Origin of the sequence: Streptomyces sp. DSM 41931 (genome assembly GCF_050271085.1) — a bacterium.
Lineage (GTDB): Bacteria > Actinomycetota > Actinomycetes > Streptomycetales > Streptomycetaceae > Streptomyces > Streptomyces albogriseolus.
The window spans coordinates 897,835-911,645 of sequence record NZ_CP189902.1; the positions used below are offsets into that span (position 1 = coordinate 897,835).

Sequence of the window (13,811 nt, forward strand, 5' to 3'; positions counted from 1 at the left end):
AGTGACCCCTCGCCTCCACCGTACTACAGCCGTAGTGAACCGGGTAGGTTGACCCCTATGCCCGAACGCCCCACGACCACCGCCGCCCGCGCCGCCCGCGCCGACCTCGTCGCCGACGCCGCCCTCGCCCTGCTCGCCGAGCGGGGCATGCGGGGCCTGACCCACCGGGCGGTGGACGAGGCGGCCGGACTCCCCCAGGGCTCCACGTCCAACGTGGCGCGCACCCGGCAGGCGCTGCTGGAACTGGCGGTACGCCGGCTCGCCGACCGGGAGGAGCGGGTCCTGGCCCTCCAGGAACTCCCCGACCCCCACGAGGGCGCCGACGCCCTCCTGGACGCCCTGGCCCTCACCGCCCACCGCGCCCTGACCCACAACCGCGAACTGACCCTGGCCCGCTACGAACTCGCCCTGGAGGCCACCCGCCGCCCGGAACTCCGCGCCCACTTCGACGCGGCGGGCGCCCGCTTCCGCGCCCAGCTGACCGCCCTGGTCACCGCACTGGGCTCCTCGTCCCCCGACCGCCACGCCCTCACCCTGATCGCGTGGGCCGACGGCCTCCTGTTCTCCTGCGTCGCGGGCTCCTACCATGCCGAGATCCCGCCGGTCCCGGACATCCGGGCGGACCTACGGGAGATCATCGCGGGGATGCTGGGGACGCGGTCGGCGGAGTGACGGCCGTTCTCAGGGCGGCGGCACCGGGCACCAGCCCCGTATGAAGCCCTCACCGCGATTCACGTTGGCCGCCTGCACGCTCGATGCGCCGAACGCCCGACACCTGGCGGACTTCTACGAGAGCCTGCTCGGGTGGCCGAGGCGGAGTGACGCACCGGAGTGGGTCGAGCTCGCCCCGTCCGACGGCGGTACGGGACTGTCGTTCCAGACGGAGCCGCTCTTCTCGCCTCCGCGATGGCCGTCCGGAGCGTCCGAACAGCAGATGATGACGCACCTGGACATCGAGGTCGACGATCTGACGTCGGCGGTCGAGCGCGCCGTCGCGCTGGGGGCGAGGGAGGCGGACTACCAGCCCCAGGACGACGTACGGGTCCTGTTCGACCCGGTGGGGCACCCGTTCTGCCTCTTCGTGCGCACCGACGGCGGCACCTGACCGCGGCGCCGGCGTCGCACCGCCCTCCGCCCCGCCGGCACCCTGAAAACCCCTGGTGTGACCCCCCGTCAGCGGGAAAGGATGCCGGGATGACGACCCAGCGCACCGAACCCGCCCAGAACGCCGATGAACGGACCATGCTCGAAGGGTGGCTCGACTATCACCGGGCGACGCTCGCCCGGAAGTGCGAAGGGCTGACCGACGAGCAGCTGCGGGTCGCTTCCGTGGCGCCGTCGGAGCTGTCGCTGATGGGGCTGGTGCGGCACATGGCGGAGGTGGAGCGCTCGTGGTTCCGCCGGGTGTTCGCCGGTGAGGACGCGGGGCCGCTCTACTACGGGGAGGCCGACCCGGACGGGGAGTTCCACCCCGGCGAGGCGGACACCTGGAAGGACGCCTACGAGACCTGGCAGGGCGAGATCGAGGCCGCCCGGCGCGCCGCCGCCGGTCACGCCCTCGACGAGCGCTCCCAGAGCCGTCACCATTCACACTCCGGGCCGTGCTCCCTGCGCTGGATCTACACGCACATGATCGAGGAGTACGCCCGGCACAACGGCCACGCGGACCTGATCCGGCAGGCGATCGACGGCGCCACCGGCGAGTGACGTCACCCGCCGCGCCGACGGGGCCCTCGAAGGTGGGCGGACATCACCCGTGCGGAGGACGGCCGCGCCTGTCCGTCCACCGCCCGGCGGGCCGAGCCAGCAAAGTGGCGGGGGTGCAGCGAACGACGACCACAGCAACGCTTCTGGTGACCGTGGCGGTCGCCGCCCTCTCGGGCTGTGTGACGGTCCAGCGTCCCCTCGCACCGGGCCCGGCGACCGCGCCGCCGCCGGGGGCCGGGCACGACGCGGCGGGGCGCGACGCCTCACCGGTGGTGCAGGCGCCGGCGCGCGAGGCCCTGCGGCGGGTGCCGGCCGACTCCCCCGAGGCGTCGCCGCCGGACCGGGCCACCCCGAGGACCACGCCCCCGGAGCGGGACGTGCCCTCCGACGCACGCGACGGGCAGGCGCCGCGCGCGGAGCGGCCCCTGAGCCCCGAGCGGGCGCAGCCGACCCGGCGCGTCCCGGCCCCGCGCCCGCCGGCGCAGCTCCCTGGCGGCGGGTCGCCGGCCGGGGGCTCCTCCGGCGGCTCGGACATCTGCGCGCTGGGCAGGGAGTACGGCGGCTGGCCGGCGGACAGCGCGCAGGCGCGCATCTGCCGGGACACCTACGGCCGCTGAGTCGCACCCCGCCTCATCTCTGCCGGGGCGGTCCCGGTGCGCCGGGCGGCCTGCCGTCCTCACCCAGCCGTGCTTCCAGCCGGCGGACCGCGGCCCGGAGGCCCTCGCCGTACCGGTCGTCGGCGAGGGTGCGGGCGGCGCCGCGGGCGCGGTCCAGATGGGCGCGGGCCGCGTCGGGGCGGCCGAGGCGGAGGTAGTCGGCGGCCAGGTTCAGATGCAGCGACGGGTACAGGGCGCGCACCGCCGGGGCGCCGGCGTGGGCGGGGGTCCCGCCCGCCTCCTCGGCCGCCGTCAGCGCGCGCAGGTCCCAGGCCAGTTCGTCCTCGGGGTCGTCCTGGGTGTCGGCGAGGTAGTGGGCGAGGGTGCAGCGGTGCAGCGGGTCGCCGTGCTCGCCGATCTCCGCCCACAGGCCGAGGAGGCGGTGCCGGGCCTCCTCCCGGTCCCCCGCGTGGTGCAGCATCACGACCTGGCCGATCCGGGTGAGCAGGGCGTCCGGCGCCGCCTGCTCCTGTCGCTCCGTCACCGCGTCCTCCGCACCGTCGCCCGCTGTCGCCCGCTGTCGCCCGCTGTCGCCCCCGACGCTAACCGCAGACGGGGACGATTCCGGACAGGCCGCCTCGCGACGTGCCGGGGGCGGAGGCGAGGGCGATCAGCCCAGGTTCGGGATGGTCCAGTCGATCGGCTGGTGCCCCTGCGCGGCCACCGCCTCGTCGATCTGCGAGAACGGCCGGGAGCCGAAGAACTTCTTCGCGGACAGCGGCGAGGGGTGCGCCCCCTTCACCACCACGTGCCGGCTCTCGTCGATCAGCGGCAGCTTCTTCTGCGCGTAGTTCCCCCACAGCACGAAGACCGCCGGGTCGGGCCGGCCGGCCACCGCGCGGATCACCGCGTCGGTGAACAGCTCCCAGCCCCGCCCCTTGTGCGAGTTGGCCTCGCCCGCGCGGACCGTGAGCACCGCGTTGAGCAGCAGCACGCCCTGCCGGGCCCACGGCATCAGATAGCCGTTGTCCGGGACGGGCGTGCCCAGGTCGGCGTGCAGCTCCTTGTAGATGTTCCGCAGGGACGGCGGGATCTTCACCCCGGGCCGGACCGAGAAGCACAGCCCGTGCCCCTGGCCCTCCCCGTGGTACGGGTCCTGGCCGAGCACCAGGACCTTCACCTCGTCGTACGGCGTGGCCTCCAGCGCCGCGAAGACCTCCTCGCGGGGCGGATAGACGGGACCGCGCGCCCGCTCCTCCTCGACGAACTCGGTCAGCTCCTTGAAGTAGGGCTGCTGCAGCTCGTCACCCAGCACCCCGCGCCAGGACTCGGGCAGCATGGCGATGTCGGTCACGTCGATTCCCTTGCTCACGTGGTCGTTTCCAGCTCTCAGAACCTACCGGCGACCACTGACAGCCGGCCTCGCGGCCGGCTGTCAGGGCGCTCTACCAGCTGGTCTTCCGGGAGAGCTGCCAGAGCATCATGATCGTGGAGGGGTCCAGGGCACGCTCGGCGCCCGAGATGTCCCGGCTCACCGCCACGTACTGCCGGCCCTGCCACAGCGGGAGCAGCCGCGCGTCGTTCACCAGGATCTGCTGGGCCTCCTCGAACTGCTTCACCACGTTGCCCCGGTCGCTCTCACGGCGGGAGCTGGGCAGCAGGTCGTTGACGATCTTCTTCGCCTCGTACGGCGTGCCGAGCGCGTTCTGCTTGCCGACGAACGGGGCGATGAAGTTGTCCGCGTCGGGGAAGTCGGGGAACCAGCCACGGCCGAACACCGGGTACTCGCCCTTCTGGTAGCCCTCGACGTAGGTCTTCCAGGGGCGGCTCTTCAGCGTGACGTCGAACAGCTCCGACGCCTCCAGCTGCCGCTCCAGCTCCTTGAACTCCAGGGCGGTCTCGGAGCCGTAGCGGTCCGAGGTGTACCAGAGGGTGAGCGGCACCCGCTCGGTGATGCCGGCGTCGCGGAGGATCTCGCGGGCCTTGCCGGCGTCGGGCTCGCCGAAGTCGTCGAAGAAGCCGGTGGTGTGTCCGGTCAGGCCCTTGGGGACCATCGAGTACAGGGGGTCGACGGTGTCCTTGTACACCTTGTGCGCGATCGCGGCGCGGTCGACGAGCTGCGCGATGGCCTGGCGCACCGCCTTCTTCCCGGCCCACGGGTCCTTCGGGTTGAAGACCAGGTAGTTGATGTCGGTCCCGGTGCCCTCGATGAGCTGGATCTCCTCCTCCTTGGAGGTCCTGCCCTGCAGCTCGACGATGTCGCCCGCGGCCAGACCCCGGTAGGTGAGGTCGATGCGCTTGTCGCGCAGCGCCTTCACCATCGTGCCGGAGTCCTGGTAGTAGCGGATGGTGACCGCGTTGTTGTTTCGCTCGGCGTAGCCCTTGTACTTGTCGTTGCGGACCAGCCGGGCCTCCTTGCCCTCCTCGTACGACTGGAGGGTGTACGGGCCCGATCCGACGACGCTCTTGTCCTCGCGGAGCGACCCCGCCGGGTAGGAGTCGGGGTCGACGATCGACATCGCGGGGGTCGCGAGCACGAACGGGAACGTGGCGTCGGGCTTGTTGAGGTAGAAGACCACCTCGCGTTCGCTCGGCGCCTGGACCCGCTCGAGGCTGCCCAGCAGACCGGCCGGACCGCCGTTCACGTTGATCTGGCGGATGCGGTCGATCGAGTGCTTGACCGCCTTCGCGTCCAGTTTGCCGCCGTCGGAGAAGGTGAGTCCTTCGCGCAGCTCGCAGCGGAACACCTGGTTGGAGGTGTCGGAGAACTCGCAGTTCTCCGCCGCGTCCGGCTGCGGGGTCGTCGCGCCGACCGGGTAACTCAGCAGCGTTTGGTAGATGTTGCGGAACAGCTCCCAGGAGCTGTCCCAGGACGCGGCAGGATCCAGCGTGCTCGGCGAGCTGGTGGTTCCCACGACGATGGGGCCCTCGTCCTCCGGGCTGTCGGACGACAGGACGCCGCATCCGGTCACCAGGGACGATATGGACGCGATGGCCGCCACCCGCCGCAGGCATCGATTCCGGTTGAACACGCGCACGCTCCTCGATCTGCCATACCAAGGGTCGGCGAACGATACCGCAGTGACACGCCCCCTGACCCACCCCGGAACGGGCCGTGAGATCAACTGGCGGATGACTACGTTGTCACGGGCGTTTCGTGCCTAAAACGCCGACACGGACGCCGTTTTCGTCAACGGCGTCCGTGTCGGACGGGGCGGTGGTGACCGGTGCGCACGCGTGATGCGCGATCGGTGCGTACGGATCAGCCGACGCCGGCGTTGAGGAAGATGCCGCCGTCGACGACCAGGGTCTGGCCGGTGACCCAGTCCGACTGGTCCGAGGTGAGGAACGCGGCCGCCCCGCCGATGTCGGACGGCACACCGAGCCGGCCGAGCGGGTAGGACGCGGCGGCCTCCTCCTCGCGGCCCTCGTACAGCGCCTGGGCGAACTTGGTCTTCACCACCGCCGGGGCGATGGCGTTGACCCGGACCCTGGGCGCGAACTCGTGCGCCAGCTGCTGGGTGAGGTTGATCAGCGCGGCCTTGCTGACGCCGTAGGCGGCGATGAAGGGCGAGGGCGCGATGCCCGCGACGGAGGCGATGTTGACGATCGCCCCGCCGTTGTCCTTCTGCCAGGCGTGCCAGGTCTTCTGCGCGAAGCCGAGCGCGGAGATCACGTTGGTCTCGAAGACCTTGCGCGCCACGTTCAGGTCGAGGTCGGCGATCGGCCCGAACACGGGGTTGGTGCCCGCGTTGTTGACCAGGTAGTCGACCCGGCCGAAGGCCTCCATCACGCGCTCGACGGCGAGTGCCTGGTGGGCCTCGTCGTGCGCCTTGCCGGCCACGTATACGGCCCGGTCGGCGCCGAGCTGCTCCACGGCCTCCTTGAGGGCGTCCTCGTTGCGTCCGGTGATGCAGACCCGGTCGCCGCGCGCGACCAGCGCCTCGGCGACGCCGTAGCCGATGCCGCGGCTGGCGCCCGTGATCAGGGCGACCTTGCCGGTGGGTTCCACTGTCGTCATGTCCGGGTCCTTTAGTCGAGCGGTCCGCCGGCCACGTACAGCACCTGGCCGGAGACGAAGCCTGCCGCGTCCGCGGTGAAGAAGGCGATGGCGTTGGCGATGTCCTCGGGCTCGCCGACGCGGGCGACCGGGATCTGGGTGGCCGCGGCGGCCTTGAAGTCCTCGAAGCCCATGCCGACGCGGTCGGCGGTGGCCTTGGTCATCTCGGTCGCGATGAAGCCGGGGGCGACGGCGTTGGCGGTGACGCCGAACTTGCCGAGCTCCTTGGCCAGGGTCTTGGTGAAGCCCTGCAGACCGGCCTTGGCCGCGGAGTAGTTGACCTGGCCGCGGTTGCCGAGCGCGGAGGAGGACGACAGGTTGACGATGCGGCCGAAGCCGGCGTCCACCATGTGCTTCTGGCAGGCCTTGGACATCAGGAAGGCGCCGCGCAGGTGCACGTTCATGACGGTGTCCCAGTCGGAGACGCTCATCTTGAACAGCAGGTTGTCGCGCAGCACGCCCGCGTTGTTGACCAGGATCGTCGGGGCGCCGAGCTCCTCGGTGACGCGGGCGACGGCAGCCTCGACCTGCGCCTCGTCGGAGACGTCGCAGCCGACCGCGAGCGCCTTGCCGCCGGCGGCGGTGATCTTCTCGACGGTGTCCTTGCAGGCGGCCTCGTCGAGGTCCAGCACGGCGACCGCGCGACCCTCGGCGGCCAGTCGTACGGCGGTGGCGGCGCCGATGCCGCGCGCGGCGCCGGTGACGACCGCGACCCGCTGCTCAGTGGTGGACATTGCTGCTTCTCCTCGCCCTTGGGATGCGGCTCCTGCGGCCGCCCCCGATGCGATGAGCGACCGCTTAGTACCTTCAGCAGACGTGACGCTAGAAGCCCTGGCACCCGGTGTCAACGGCGCACCGCGCGTGTGTGATCCATTCCCCGCGGCCGGGCGGACCTCTCCGGCCTCCGGTTCACTTCCCCGGCACCCGATCGGCCCAGCGCTGCGCGCCGTGGCGGCCGGCGGAACCTAGCGTCGAAGCGCGAGCTCCCCGCGGCCGGAAAGGAGGCGCCCGATGCGCCGTCGCACCGGTGCCATAGGCACGCTGATCGCGCTCGCCGCGATCGTGCCGATGGCCGACATCGCCCACGCCCAGGACCTGGACTGCAGCGACTTCACCTACCAGGAGGACGCGCAGACCTTCTTCGAGATGGACCGCAGCGACCCGCACCGGCTCGACGAGGACGCCGGCCCGGACGACGGCATCGCCTGCGAGGCGCTGCCCCGCCGCGGCCTGACCTCCTCCACGTTCCGCCCGGCGACCCCGACCATGTCCCCGACGACGGCGGCCCCGACGTCCGCCCGGCCGACGTCCGCCCCGCCGACCCGGACCCAGACGCCGGCCGCCACGCGGACACCGACGGCCACGGCGTCCCCGACCCGCTCCCCGAGCCCGACGCCCACTCCCACGCGAACCTCCGCCGCCCCCACCCCGACCCGCGGCGTCCAGGGCGGCCTGGGCGGCGCCTCGGGCAACGGCCCGACGAGCTGGGACATCGGCATCGGCGCCACGTTCGTGAGCGGCGCGCTGCTGGCCACGGGCTACGTCCTCCGCCGCCGCCGCACCTGACACACACCGCCTGAGGGCGGCCGCGGGCGCCGCACCTGTTCGCCCGCGCCCCCGCACGGCGCCCCCGCGTCCTACCGGACCAGCAGGTCCAGCAGGCGTTCCGTCTCCGCCCCCGGGTCCGCCGTCAGGCCCGTGTGGACCGGGCCCGGCTGGACGATCGTCGAGCGGGGGGCGATCAGCCAGCGGAAGCGGCGGCCGGGGTCGTCGGCGGCCGCCTGGCCCGCCGCGTCGCCGCCCGCGCAGACACCCTCGACGGCGCGCAGCGCGGCCCGTACGCCGGGTACGTCGGCGGCGGGGTCGAGGGCCAGCAGCCGTGTCTCGTCGAGGTGGGTGCGGGCCCCGACGTAGGAGAGGGGCCGGCAGTACACCAGCACCCCCGCGTTGATGCGTTCGCCGCGTTCGACGCGCGGCACGACGTGCAGGAGTGCGTACTCGTAGACGTGCAGGTCGCTCACCGGTCCCCCTCGAGGCCCTCGATGCGGTGGTGGATCCCGGCGGCGCGGGCGAGCAGCGGGCGGGCGTAGGCGCGCCGGAGGTCGTCGGGGCCGTCGAAGCCGGGTTCTCCGGCCAGCCACACGTCGGGGACCTGGGCGGTGACCTCGGCAAGCAGGTCCTCGGTGATGCGCGGGGCGAGGTCCGCGGCGGCCGCGGCGACGTCCGGCGCGGCGCCCCGGAGGGCGTGGTCGGAGGCGTCGTAAGAGCGGGCGGCGGAGGCCTCGGCGCCGGGCCAGTTGTGGTGCCAGATCATGGTCGCGCCGTGGTCGATGAGCCACAGCTCGCCGCGCCAGCGCAGCATGTTGGGGTTGCGCCAGGAGCGGTCGACGTTGTTGACCAGCGCGTCGAACCAGACGATCCGCCCGGCCTCCTCGGGGCCCACCTCGAAGGCGAGCGGGTCGAAGCCGAGCGCGCCGGAGAGGAAGTCCGTCCCGAGGTTGGTGCCGCCGCTGGACTTCAGCAACTGCTGCACCTCCGGGTCGGGTTCGCCGAGCCCGAGCACCGGGTCGAGTTCCACGGTGACCAGGCGCGGCACCCGCAGCCCCAGCCGGCGGGCCAGTTCCCCGCAGACGACCTCGGCGACGAGCGTCTTGCGGCCCTGTCCGGCGCCGGTGAACTTCAGCGCGTAGGTGCCGAGGTCGTCCGCCTCGATCAGTCCGGGGAGCGAGCCGCCCTCGCGCAGCGGCGCGATGAATCGGGTCGCGATGACTTCCTTGAGCATCGCCCCAGGCTACTGGCGTGTCGCCGCACGTCGGAGGCGGCCCGGTGGCGCGTCGCCGGGGCCGACAGGCAACCGACAGCTGTGGCTTACGCCCCTCCGACCGCACGCAGGCGAAGCTCTCGGCACTGCCTGAACGGCCCGGGCCCGCCGACCGTACCTGTTTCCAGATCACGCTTCATCCCCGGAAGGGACACACCGGCTTGACTTCCTCCCCCGCCTAAGGGCAGGGGATTCCAGCGGTCGCCCGCTGGGGTTCCTGCTTCGCCGACGACCGCCCCGTCCGGGAGGACTCCCGTTGAGGTCTTACACCGTCTCCACAGGCAGACGCCGCCAGCCCGGCGGCCAGGATGTTGCGTGCCGCGTTCACGTCGCGGTCATGCACGGTGCCGCAGTCGCACGTCCACTCGCGGACGTTCAGCGGCATCTTCGCCGCGACCGTTCCGCAGGCCCCGCACAGCTTCGAGCTGGGGAACCAGCGGTCGATCACGACGAGTTCGCGCCCGTACCAGGCGCACTTGTACTCCAGCATCGAGCTGAGTTCCGTCCAGGCCGCGTCGGAGATGGCGCGCGCGAGCTTGCTGTTCTTCAGCAGGTTGCGGACGGTCAGGTCCTCGATCACGACCGTTTGGTTCTCACGGACGAGTCGAGTCGACAGCTTGTGCAGGAAGTCACGGCGCCGGTCGGCGATCCGCGCATGCACGCGGGCGACCCTCCTACGGGCCTTCTCCTGGTTCGCCGAGCCCTTCGCCTTCCGCGACAGCTCACGCTGCCTGCGGGCCAGCCGGGCGCGGTCCCGGCGCTCGTGCCGGGGGTTGGCGATCTTCTCCCCGGTGGACAAGGTCACGAGGGAGGTTATGCCGGCGTCCAGACCGACGGCGTTCGTGGTGGCAGGGGCCGGGGTGATGGTGTCCTCGCAGAGCAGGGACACGAACCAGCGCCCCGCAGCGTCGCGGGACACGGTTGCCGTGGTCGGCTCCGTCCTCTCGGGCAGCGGACGCGACCAGCGGATGTCCAGCGGCTCCGTCATCTTCGCCAGAGTCAGCCGCCCGTCGCGCCACTTGAAGGCGCTGCGGGTGTACTCGGCCGACGCCCGGGACTTCTTGCGGCTCTTGAACCGGGGGTACTTCGCGCGCTTGGCGAAGAAGTTCCCGAACGCCGTCTGAAGATGGCGCAGTGCCTGCTGGAGCGGGACGGAGGACACCTCCGTCAGGAAGGCGAGTTCCTCGGTCTTCTTCCACTCCGTCAGCGCGGCGGACGACTGCACGTAGGAGACACGGCGCTGCTCGCCGTACCAGGCCCGGGTGCGCTCCTCCAGCGCCTTGTTGTAGACGAGGCGGACGCAGCCGAACGTACGGGACAGCTCTGCCGCCTGCTCGTCCGTGGGGTAGAAGCGGTACTTGAATGCCCGTTTGACCCGCTGCGCCACACCTCACACCGTATCAGTTTCCGTGTGAGCGGCAGGTGTCGGCCGGTGGATGGCAGGCACCGGTCCACCCTGGCGGACCGGTTTCCCCTGCCCTGCTCCGCAGGAGCTTCGTTTCCGCCCCGGCCTGAAGGTCGGGGTACCCACGAAGGAGATTCTCGATGACCGTATCGTTCCAGCCCGCATCGGGACCCGCCCGCCGCACGGTGGTGGCGGCCGCGGGGGCGGCCGGCCTCGCCGTGGCGCTGACCGCCTGCGGAGGTTCCGACGACGACGCGTCCGCCGCCCCGGCCCAGTCCGGCGGCGCGGCGGACGACACCGCGAACGGCGGCGGCACGGGCGGGAGTTCCGGCGGCGACGCCGCCGGCGGCACGCCGCTCGCCTCGACCGCCGACATCCCCGAGGGCGGCGGCAAGGTCTTCGCCGACCAGAAGGTGGTGGTCGTGCAGCCGTCGGCGGGCGAGTTCAAGGCGTACTCGGCGACCTGCACCCACCAGGGCTGCGCGGTGAAGAGCGTCTCCGACGGGCTCATCAACTGCCCCTGTCACAACAGCAACTTCTCCGTCGCCGACGGCAGTGTGAGCAGCGGCCCCGCGACCAAGCCGCTGCCCGAGGTGGGGATCACCGTCGACGGCGACTCCATCACCCTCGCCTGAACCGCCGGACCCGTGCACGATGGGGAACCACGTGCACGGCACACGCACAGCACGACAGCAGAAGGGGCCGTCCGTATGACCGCCACACAGCGCCGGGGCCGCAAGATCATGATGACGCCCGGGGAGCTGGACGACTTCCTCACCGAACAGCGCACCTGCCGGGTCGCCACGGTGTCCGCCGACGGCATGCCGCACGTGAGCACCCTGTGGTTCGTGTGGGACGGCGTCTCGATGTGGCTGTACTCGGTGGTGCGCAGCAGGCGGTTCGCGGATCTGCGGCGCGACCCTCGGGTGGCGGTCGTGGTCGACACGGGCGAGGAGTACGACGAGCTGCGCGGCGCGGAGCTGTCCGGGCGGGTGGAGTTCGTGGGCGAGATCCCGCGCACCGGCGAGCTGCGGGCGGAACTGGACGTGCCGGAGACGCTGTTCGCCCGGAAGAATTTCGGCCTGGACGAGATGCCGCACGACGGACGGCACGCGTGGCTGCGGCTGACCCCGGAGAAGATCGTCTCCTGGGACTTCAGGAAGCTGTCGCAGCTGTCCTGACGGGAGCGCCGGGCTCCGTCGCGCCGGCCTGCGGGACGCCGGCCTCCGAGGAGCCATCCACGGGGGCGCCGTCCACGAGTGCGGCGCCCCCGACCCTCTCCCCCGCCGCCCGCAGCGCCCGCACCGCCGCCCGGATCGACGGGCGGCGGTCGGCGTCGGCGCGCCAGACGACGAACACGTGCCGCCGGACCCGCTGCCGCAGCGGCACGGTCACCACCCCGCCGGGCAGCGGATCGCGGCCCAGCAGCGGCGCCACGCACACCCCGAGCCCCGCGGCGACCAGGTTGAGCTGGGTGTGACTCTCGGCCGCGCGGTGCGCGACGATCGGCTCGACGCCCTTGGAGCGCAGGGTGAACATCAGCCACTCATGGCAGAACTCCCCCTCGCCCCACGTGATCCACTCGTCCTCGGCCAGCTCGGCGAGGTCGATCTCGTCCCGTCCGGCGAGCGGGTGGGCGGCCGGCAGGGCCACGTCGGCCGGGTCGTCCAGCAGCAGCGCCTTGACCAGCCCGTCGGGCAGCGGCATCGGCTTGTTGTACCAGTCGAGCACCACCGCGAGGTCGAGGTCGCCGCGGACCACGCCTCGGATGCCGTTCTCGGGCTCCAGCTCCCGCGACCGCACCCGTAGCGCCGGATGGCGTTCCTTCAGCTCGGCCAGCGCGGCCGGGAACAGCCCGCGCGCGGCGGTCGGGAAGGCGGAGATCCGCAGCTCGCCCGCGACCTGCCCGCGCTGCGCCTCCAGGTCGGCCTGGGCCAGCTCCACCTGGGACAGGATGCGCGCGGCGTGCTCGGCGAGCAGCCGGCCCGCGTCCGTGAGCCGCACCCCGCGCCCGTGCTTGGCGAGGAGCCGCTGACCCACCTCGCGCTCCAGCTTGGCCATCTGCTGCGAGACCGCCGAGGTGGTGATGTGCAGCCCCTCCGCCGCCCCGCTGACCGAGCCGTGCCGGGCGAGGGCGTCGAGGGTGCGCAGGCGCTCCAAGTTCAACATGTAAGCGATGCTACGAGATACTGCGTGCGATTTCTCGATTGTGCTACGAGGTAGGTCTGCCCCATCGTTACCGGCATGAGCAGTGTCACCGCGACCACCACCACCGCGCCGGATCCGGCCGACTCCGCGCCCGCCCCCGCCCGTCCGCGCCTCGACTGGCGGCTGCGTTTCGCCGCCCTGTCGCTGATCTGGGGCTTCAGCTTCCTCCTCATCAAGGTCGGCACACAGGGCTACGCCCCCTTCCAGGTCACCCTGGGCCGCCTGGCCTTCGGCACGGCCGTGCTGGCGGTCGCCATGGCGGTACGGCGGGAGGGGCTGCCGCGCGGCGCCCGCACCTGGATGCATCTCGCGGTCGCCGGTTTCCTGCTGAACGCCCTGCCGTTCTCGCTGTTCGCCTTCGCGGAGCTGACCATCCCGTCCACCCTGGCCGGCATCTGCAACGCGACCTCCCCACTGTGGGGCATGGCGCTGTCCCTGGTGGCGCTGCGCGAGGACCGGCCGACACGGGTGCGGGTGGCGGGACTGGGCCTCGGTTTCCTCGGGGTGCTGACCGTGCTGGGGGCGTGGCAGGGCTTCCAGGGCCTGGACGCGCGCGGCACGACGCTGGCCCTGCTCGCCTCCCTGAGCTACCCCGTCGGCTGGATCTACGTCCGCCGCACCCTCGCCGGCAGCAGCCACTCCCACCTGTCACTGACCGGGGGCCAGTTGCTGCTCGCGACGGTCCAGCTGGCCGTCGTCACCCCGCTGTTCACCTCCGTGCCGTCGAGCCTGGCGGTCGGCCCGCTGCTCGCGATCGCCGCGCTGGGCACGCTGGGCACGGGCCTGGCGGTCCTCGTCCAGTACGGCATCGTCGCCGAGGTCGGCCCGACCACCGGTCAGATGGTCACCTACTTCGTCCCGGTGATCGCCGCCGCGGCGGGCATCCTGCTGCTCGGCGAGACGCTGACCTGGTCGACACCGGTCGGCGCGGCGGTGGTCCTGGCGGGGGCGGCGCTCACACAGGTGAGGCCGCGGCGGGCGGAGTAGGGAGGTGGGGTGCCCCACGCGCGCCGC

17 protein-coding genes are annotated in these 13,811 nt (G+C 72.3%); 8 read left to right on the forward strand and 9 right to left on the reverse strand.

The window, feature by feature from the left end; all coding sequences use genetic code 11:
• Window positions 1–57 precede the first annotated feature (57 nt).
• The 4 genes from ACP7TJ_RS04345 to ACP7TJ_RS04360 all read left to right on the forward strand — a co-directional run bounded on the left by ACP7TJ_RS04345 (window position 58) and on the right by ACP7TJ_RS04360 (window position 2,324).
• Entirely contained in the window at window positions 58–672 is a 615-nt protein-coding gene (locus ACP7TJ_RS04345) for a TetR/AcrR family transcriptional regulator (RefSeq protein ID WP_093764928.1), read from the forward strand.
• A 40-nt stretch (window positions 673–712) separates the two neighbouring features.
• Complete coding sequence (locus tag ACP7TJ_RS04350; protein WP_427762189.1) at window positions 713–1,105, forward strand: VOC family protein; 393 nt, start codon at window positions 713–715, stop codon at window positions 1,103–1,105.
• 89 nt (window positions 1,106–1,194) lie between these two features.
• Window positions 1,195–1,707: a DinB family protein gene (locus ACP7TJ_RS04355; protein WP_266395531.1), complete on the forward strand. Its 513-nt coding sequence runs from the start codon at window positions 1,195–1,197 to the stop codon at window positions 1,705–1,707.
• A 146-nt stretch (window positions 1,708–1,853) separates the two neighbouring features.
• On the forward strand, window positions 1,854–2,324 hold the full coding sequence (locus ACP7TJ_RS04360; RefSeq protein ID WP_093764925.1) for a hypothetical protein: 471 nt from the start codon (window positions 1,854–1,856) through the stop codon (window positions 2,322–2,324).
• Between the two features lie 13 nt (window positions 2,325–2,337).
• Here ACP7TJ_RS04360 and ACP7TJ_RS04365 read toward each other — a convergent pair whose 3' ends face one another.
• From ACP7TJ_RS04365 to fabG, 5 genes are all read right to left on the reverse strand, one after another.
• On the reverse strand, window positions 2,338–2,847 hold the full coding sequence (locus ACP7TJ_RS04365; protein WP_193459766.1) for a hypothetical protein: 510 nt from the start codon (window positions 2,845–2,847) through the stop codon (window positions 2,338–2,340).
• A 126-nt stretch (window positions 2,848–2,973) separates the two neighbouring features.
• Window positions 2,974–3,657 (reverse strand): uracil-DNA glycosylase, encoded by a 684-nt coding sequence (ung, locus tag ACP7TJ_RS04370; protein WP_093764962.1) that lies wholly within the window; start codon window positions 3,655–3,657, stop codon window positions 2,974–2,976.
• Window positions 3,658–3,748: 91 nt separating this feature from the next.
• On the reverse strand, window positions 3,749–5,335 hold the full coding sequence (locus ACP7TJ_RS04375; protein WP_427762192.1) for an ABC transporter substrate-binding protein: 1,587 nt from the start codon (window positions 5,333–5,335) through the stop codon (window positions 3,749–3,751).
• 230 nt (window positions 5,336–5,565) lie between these two features.
• Window positions 5,566–6,324, reverse strand: coding sequence for an SDR family oxidoreductase (locus ACP7TJ_RS04380; RefSeq protein ID WP_093764922.1), 759 nt, complete (start codon window positions 6,322–6,324; stop codon window positions 5,566–5,568).
• 11 nt (window positions 6,325–6,335) lie between these two features.
• Window positions 6,336–7,097 (reverse strand): 3-oxoacyl-ACP reductase FabG, encoded by a 762-nt coding sequence (gene fabG / locus ACP7TJ_RS04385; RefSeq protein WP_093764921.1) that lies wholly within the window; start codon window positions 7,095–7,097, stop codon window positions 6,336–6,338.
• Window positions 7,098–7,374: 277 nt separating this feature from the next.
• Here fabG and ACP7TJ_RS04390 point away from each other — a divergent pair, with 277 nt between their 5' ends.
• The gene (locus ACP7TJ_RS04390; RefSeq protein ID WP_189912317.1) at window positions 7,375–7,929 is read left to right on the forward strand and encodes an excalibur calcium-binding domain-containing protein; all 555 of its coding nucleotides are present in this window, start codon (window positions 7,375–7,377) and stop codon (window positions 7,927–7,929) included.
• Window positions 7,930–8,000: 71 nt separating this feature from the next.
• On the opposite strand, the gene ACP7TJ_RS04395 is transcribed toward ACP7TJ_RS04390, so the two are convergent.
• The 3 genes from ACP7TJ_RS04395 to ACP7TJ_RS04405 all read right to left on the reverse strand — a co-directional run bounded on the left by ACP7TJ_RS04395 (window position 8,001) and on the right by ACP7TJ_RS04405 (window position 10,571).
• Window positions 8,001–8,384, reverse strand: a complete 384-nt coding sequence (locus ACP7TJ_RS04395; RefSeq protein ID WP_167742519.1) for a DUF3037 domain-containing protein — start codon at window positions 8,382–8,384, stop codon at window positions 8,001–8,003.
• Window positions 8,381–9,145: a HipA family kinase gene (locus tag ACP7TJ_RS04400; RefSeq protein WP_427762195.1), complete on the reverse strand. Its 765-nt coding sequence runs from the start codon at window positions 9,143–9,145 to the stop codon at window positions 8,381–8,383. Before ACP7TJ_RS04400 ends, ACP7TJ_RS04395 begins: the two co-directional genes overlap by 4 nt.
• A gap of 217 nt (window positions 9,146–9,362) precedes the next feature.
• On the reverse strand, window positions 9,363–10,571 hold the full coding sequence (locus tag ACP7TJ_RS04405; protein WP_189912319.1) for an RNA-guided endonuclease InsQ/TnpB family protein: 1,209 nt from the start codon (window positions 10,569–10,571) through the stop codon (window positions 9,363–9,365).
• 158 nt (window positions 10,572–10,729) lie between these two features.
• Here ACP7TJ_RS04405 and ACP7TJ_RS04410 point away from each other — a divergent pair, with 158 nt between their 5' ends.
• Window positions 10,730–11,224, forward strand: a complete 495-nt coding sequence (locus ACP7TJ_RS04410; protein ID WP_167742522.1) for a Rieske (2Fe-2S) protein — start codon at window positions 10,730–10,732, stop codon at window positions 11,222–11,224.
• 75 nt (window positions 11,225–11,299) lie between these two features.
• A complete protein-coding gene (locus ACP7TJ_RS04415; protein ID WP_093764916.1) occupies window positions 11,300–11,770 on the forward strand; it encodes a pyridoxamine 5'-phosphate oxidase family protein in 471 nt (156 codons plus the stop codon).
• Here the strand turns inward: ACP7TJ_RS04415 and ACP7TJ_RS04420 are convergent.
• On the reverse strand, window positions 11,745–12,758 hold the full coding sequence (locus tag ACP7TJ_RS04420; RefSeq protein WP_244353733.1) for a LysR family transcriptional regulator: 1,014 nt from the start codon (window positions 12,756–12,758) through the stop codon (window positions 11,745–11,747). The genes ACP7TJ_RS04415 and ACP7TJ_RS04420 overlap by 26 nt on opposite strands.
• Window positions 12,759–12,833: 75 nt before the next feature.
• Between ACP7TJ_RS04420 and ACP7TJ_RS04425 the strand changes: the two genes are divergently transcribed.
• Window positions 12,834–13,784: a DMT family transporter gene (locus tag ACP7TJ_RS04425; protein ID WP_425936747.1), complete on the forward strand. Its 951-nt coding sequence runs from the start codon at window positions 12,834–12,836 to the stop codon at window positions 13,782–13,784.
• Window positions 13,785–13,811 lie beyond the last annotated feature (27 nt).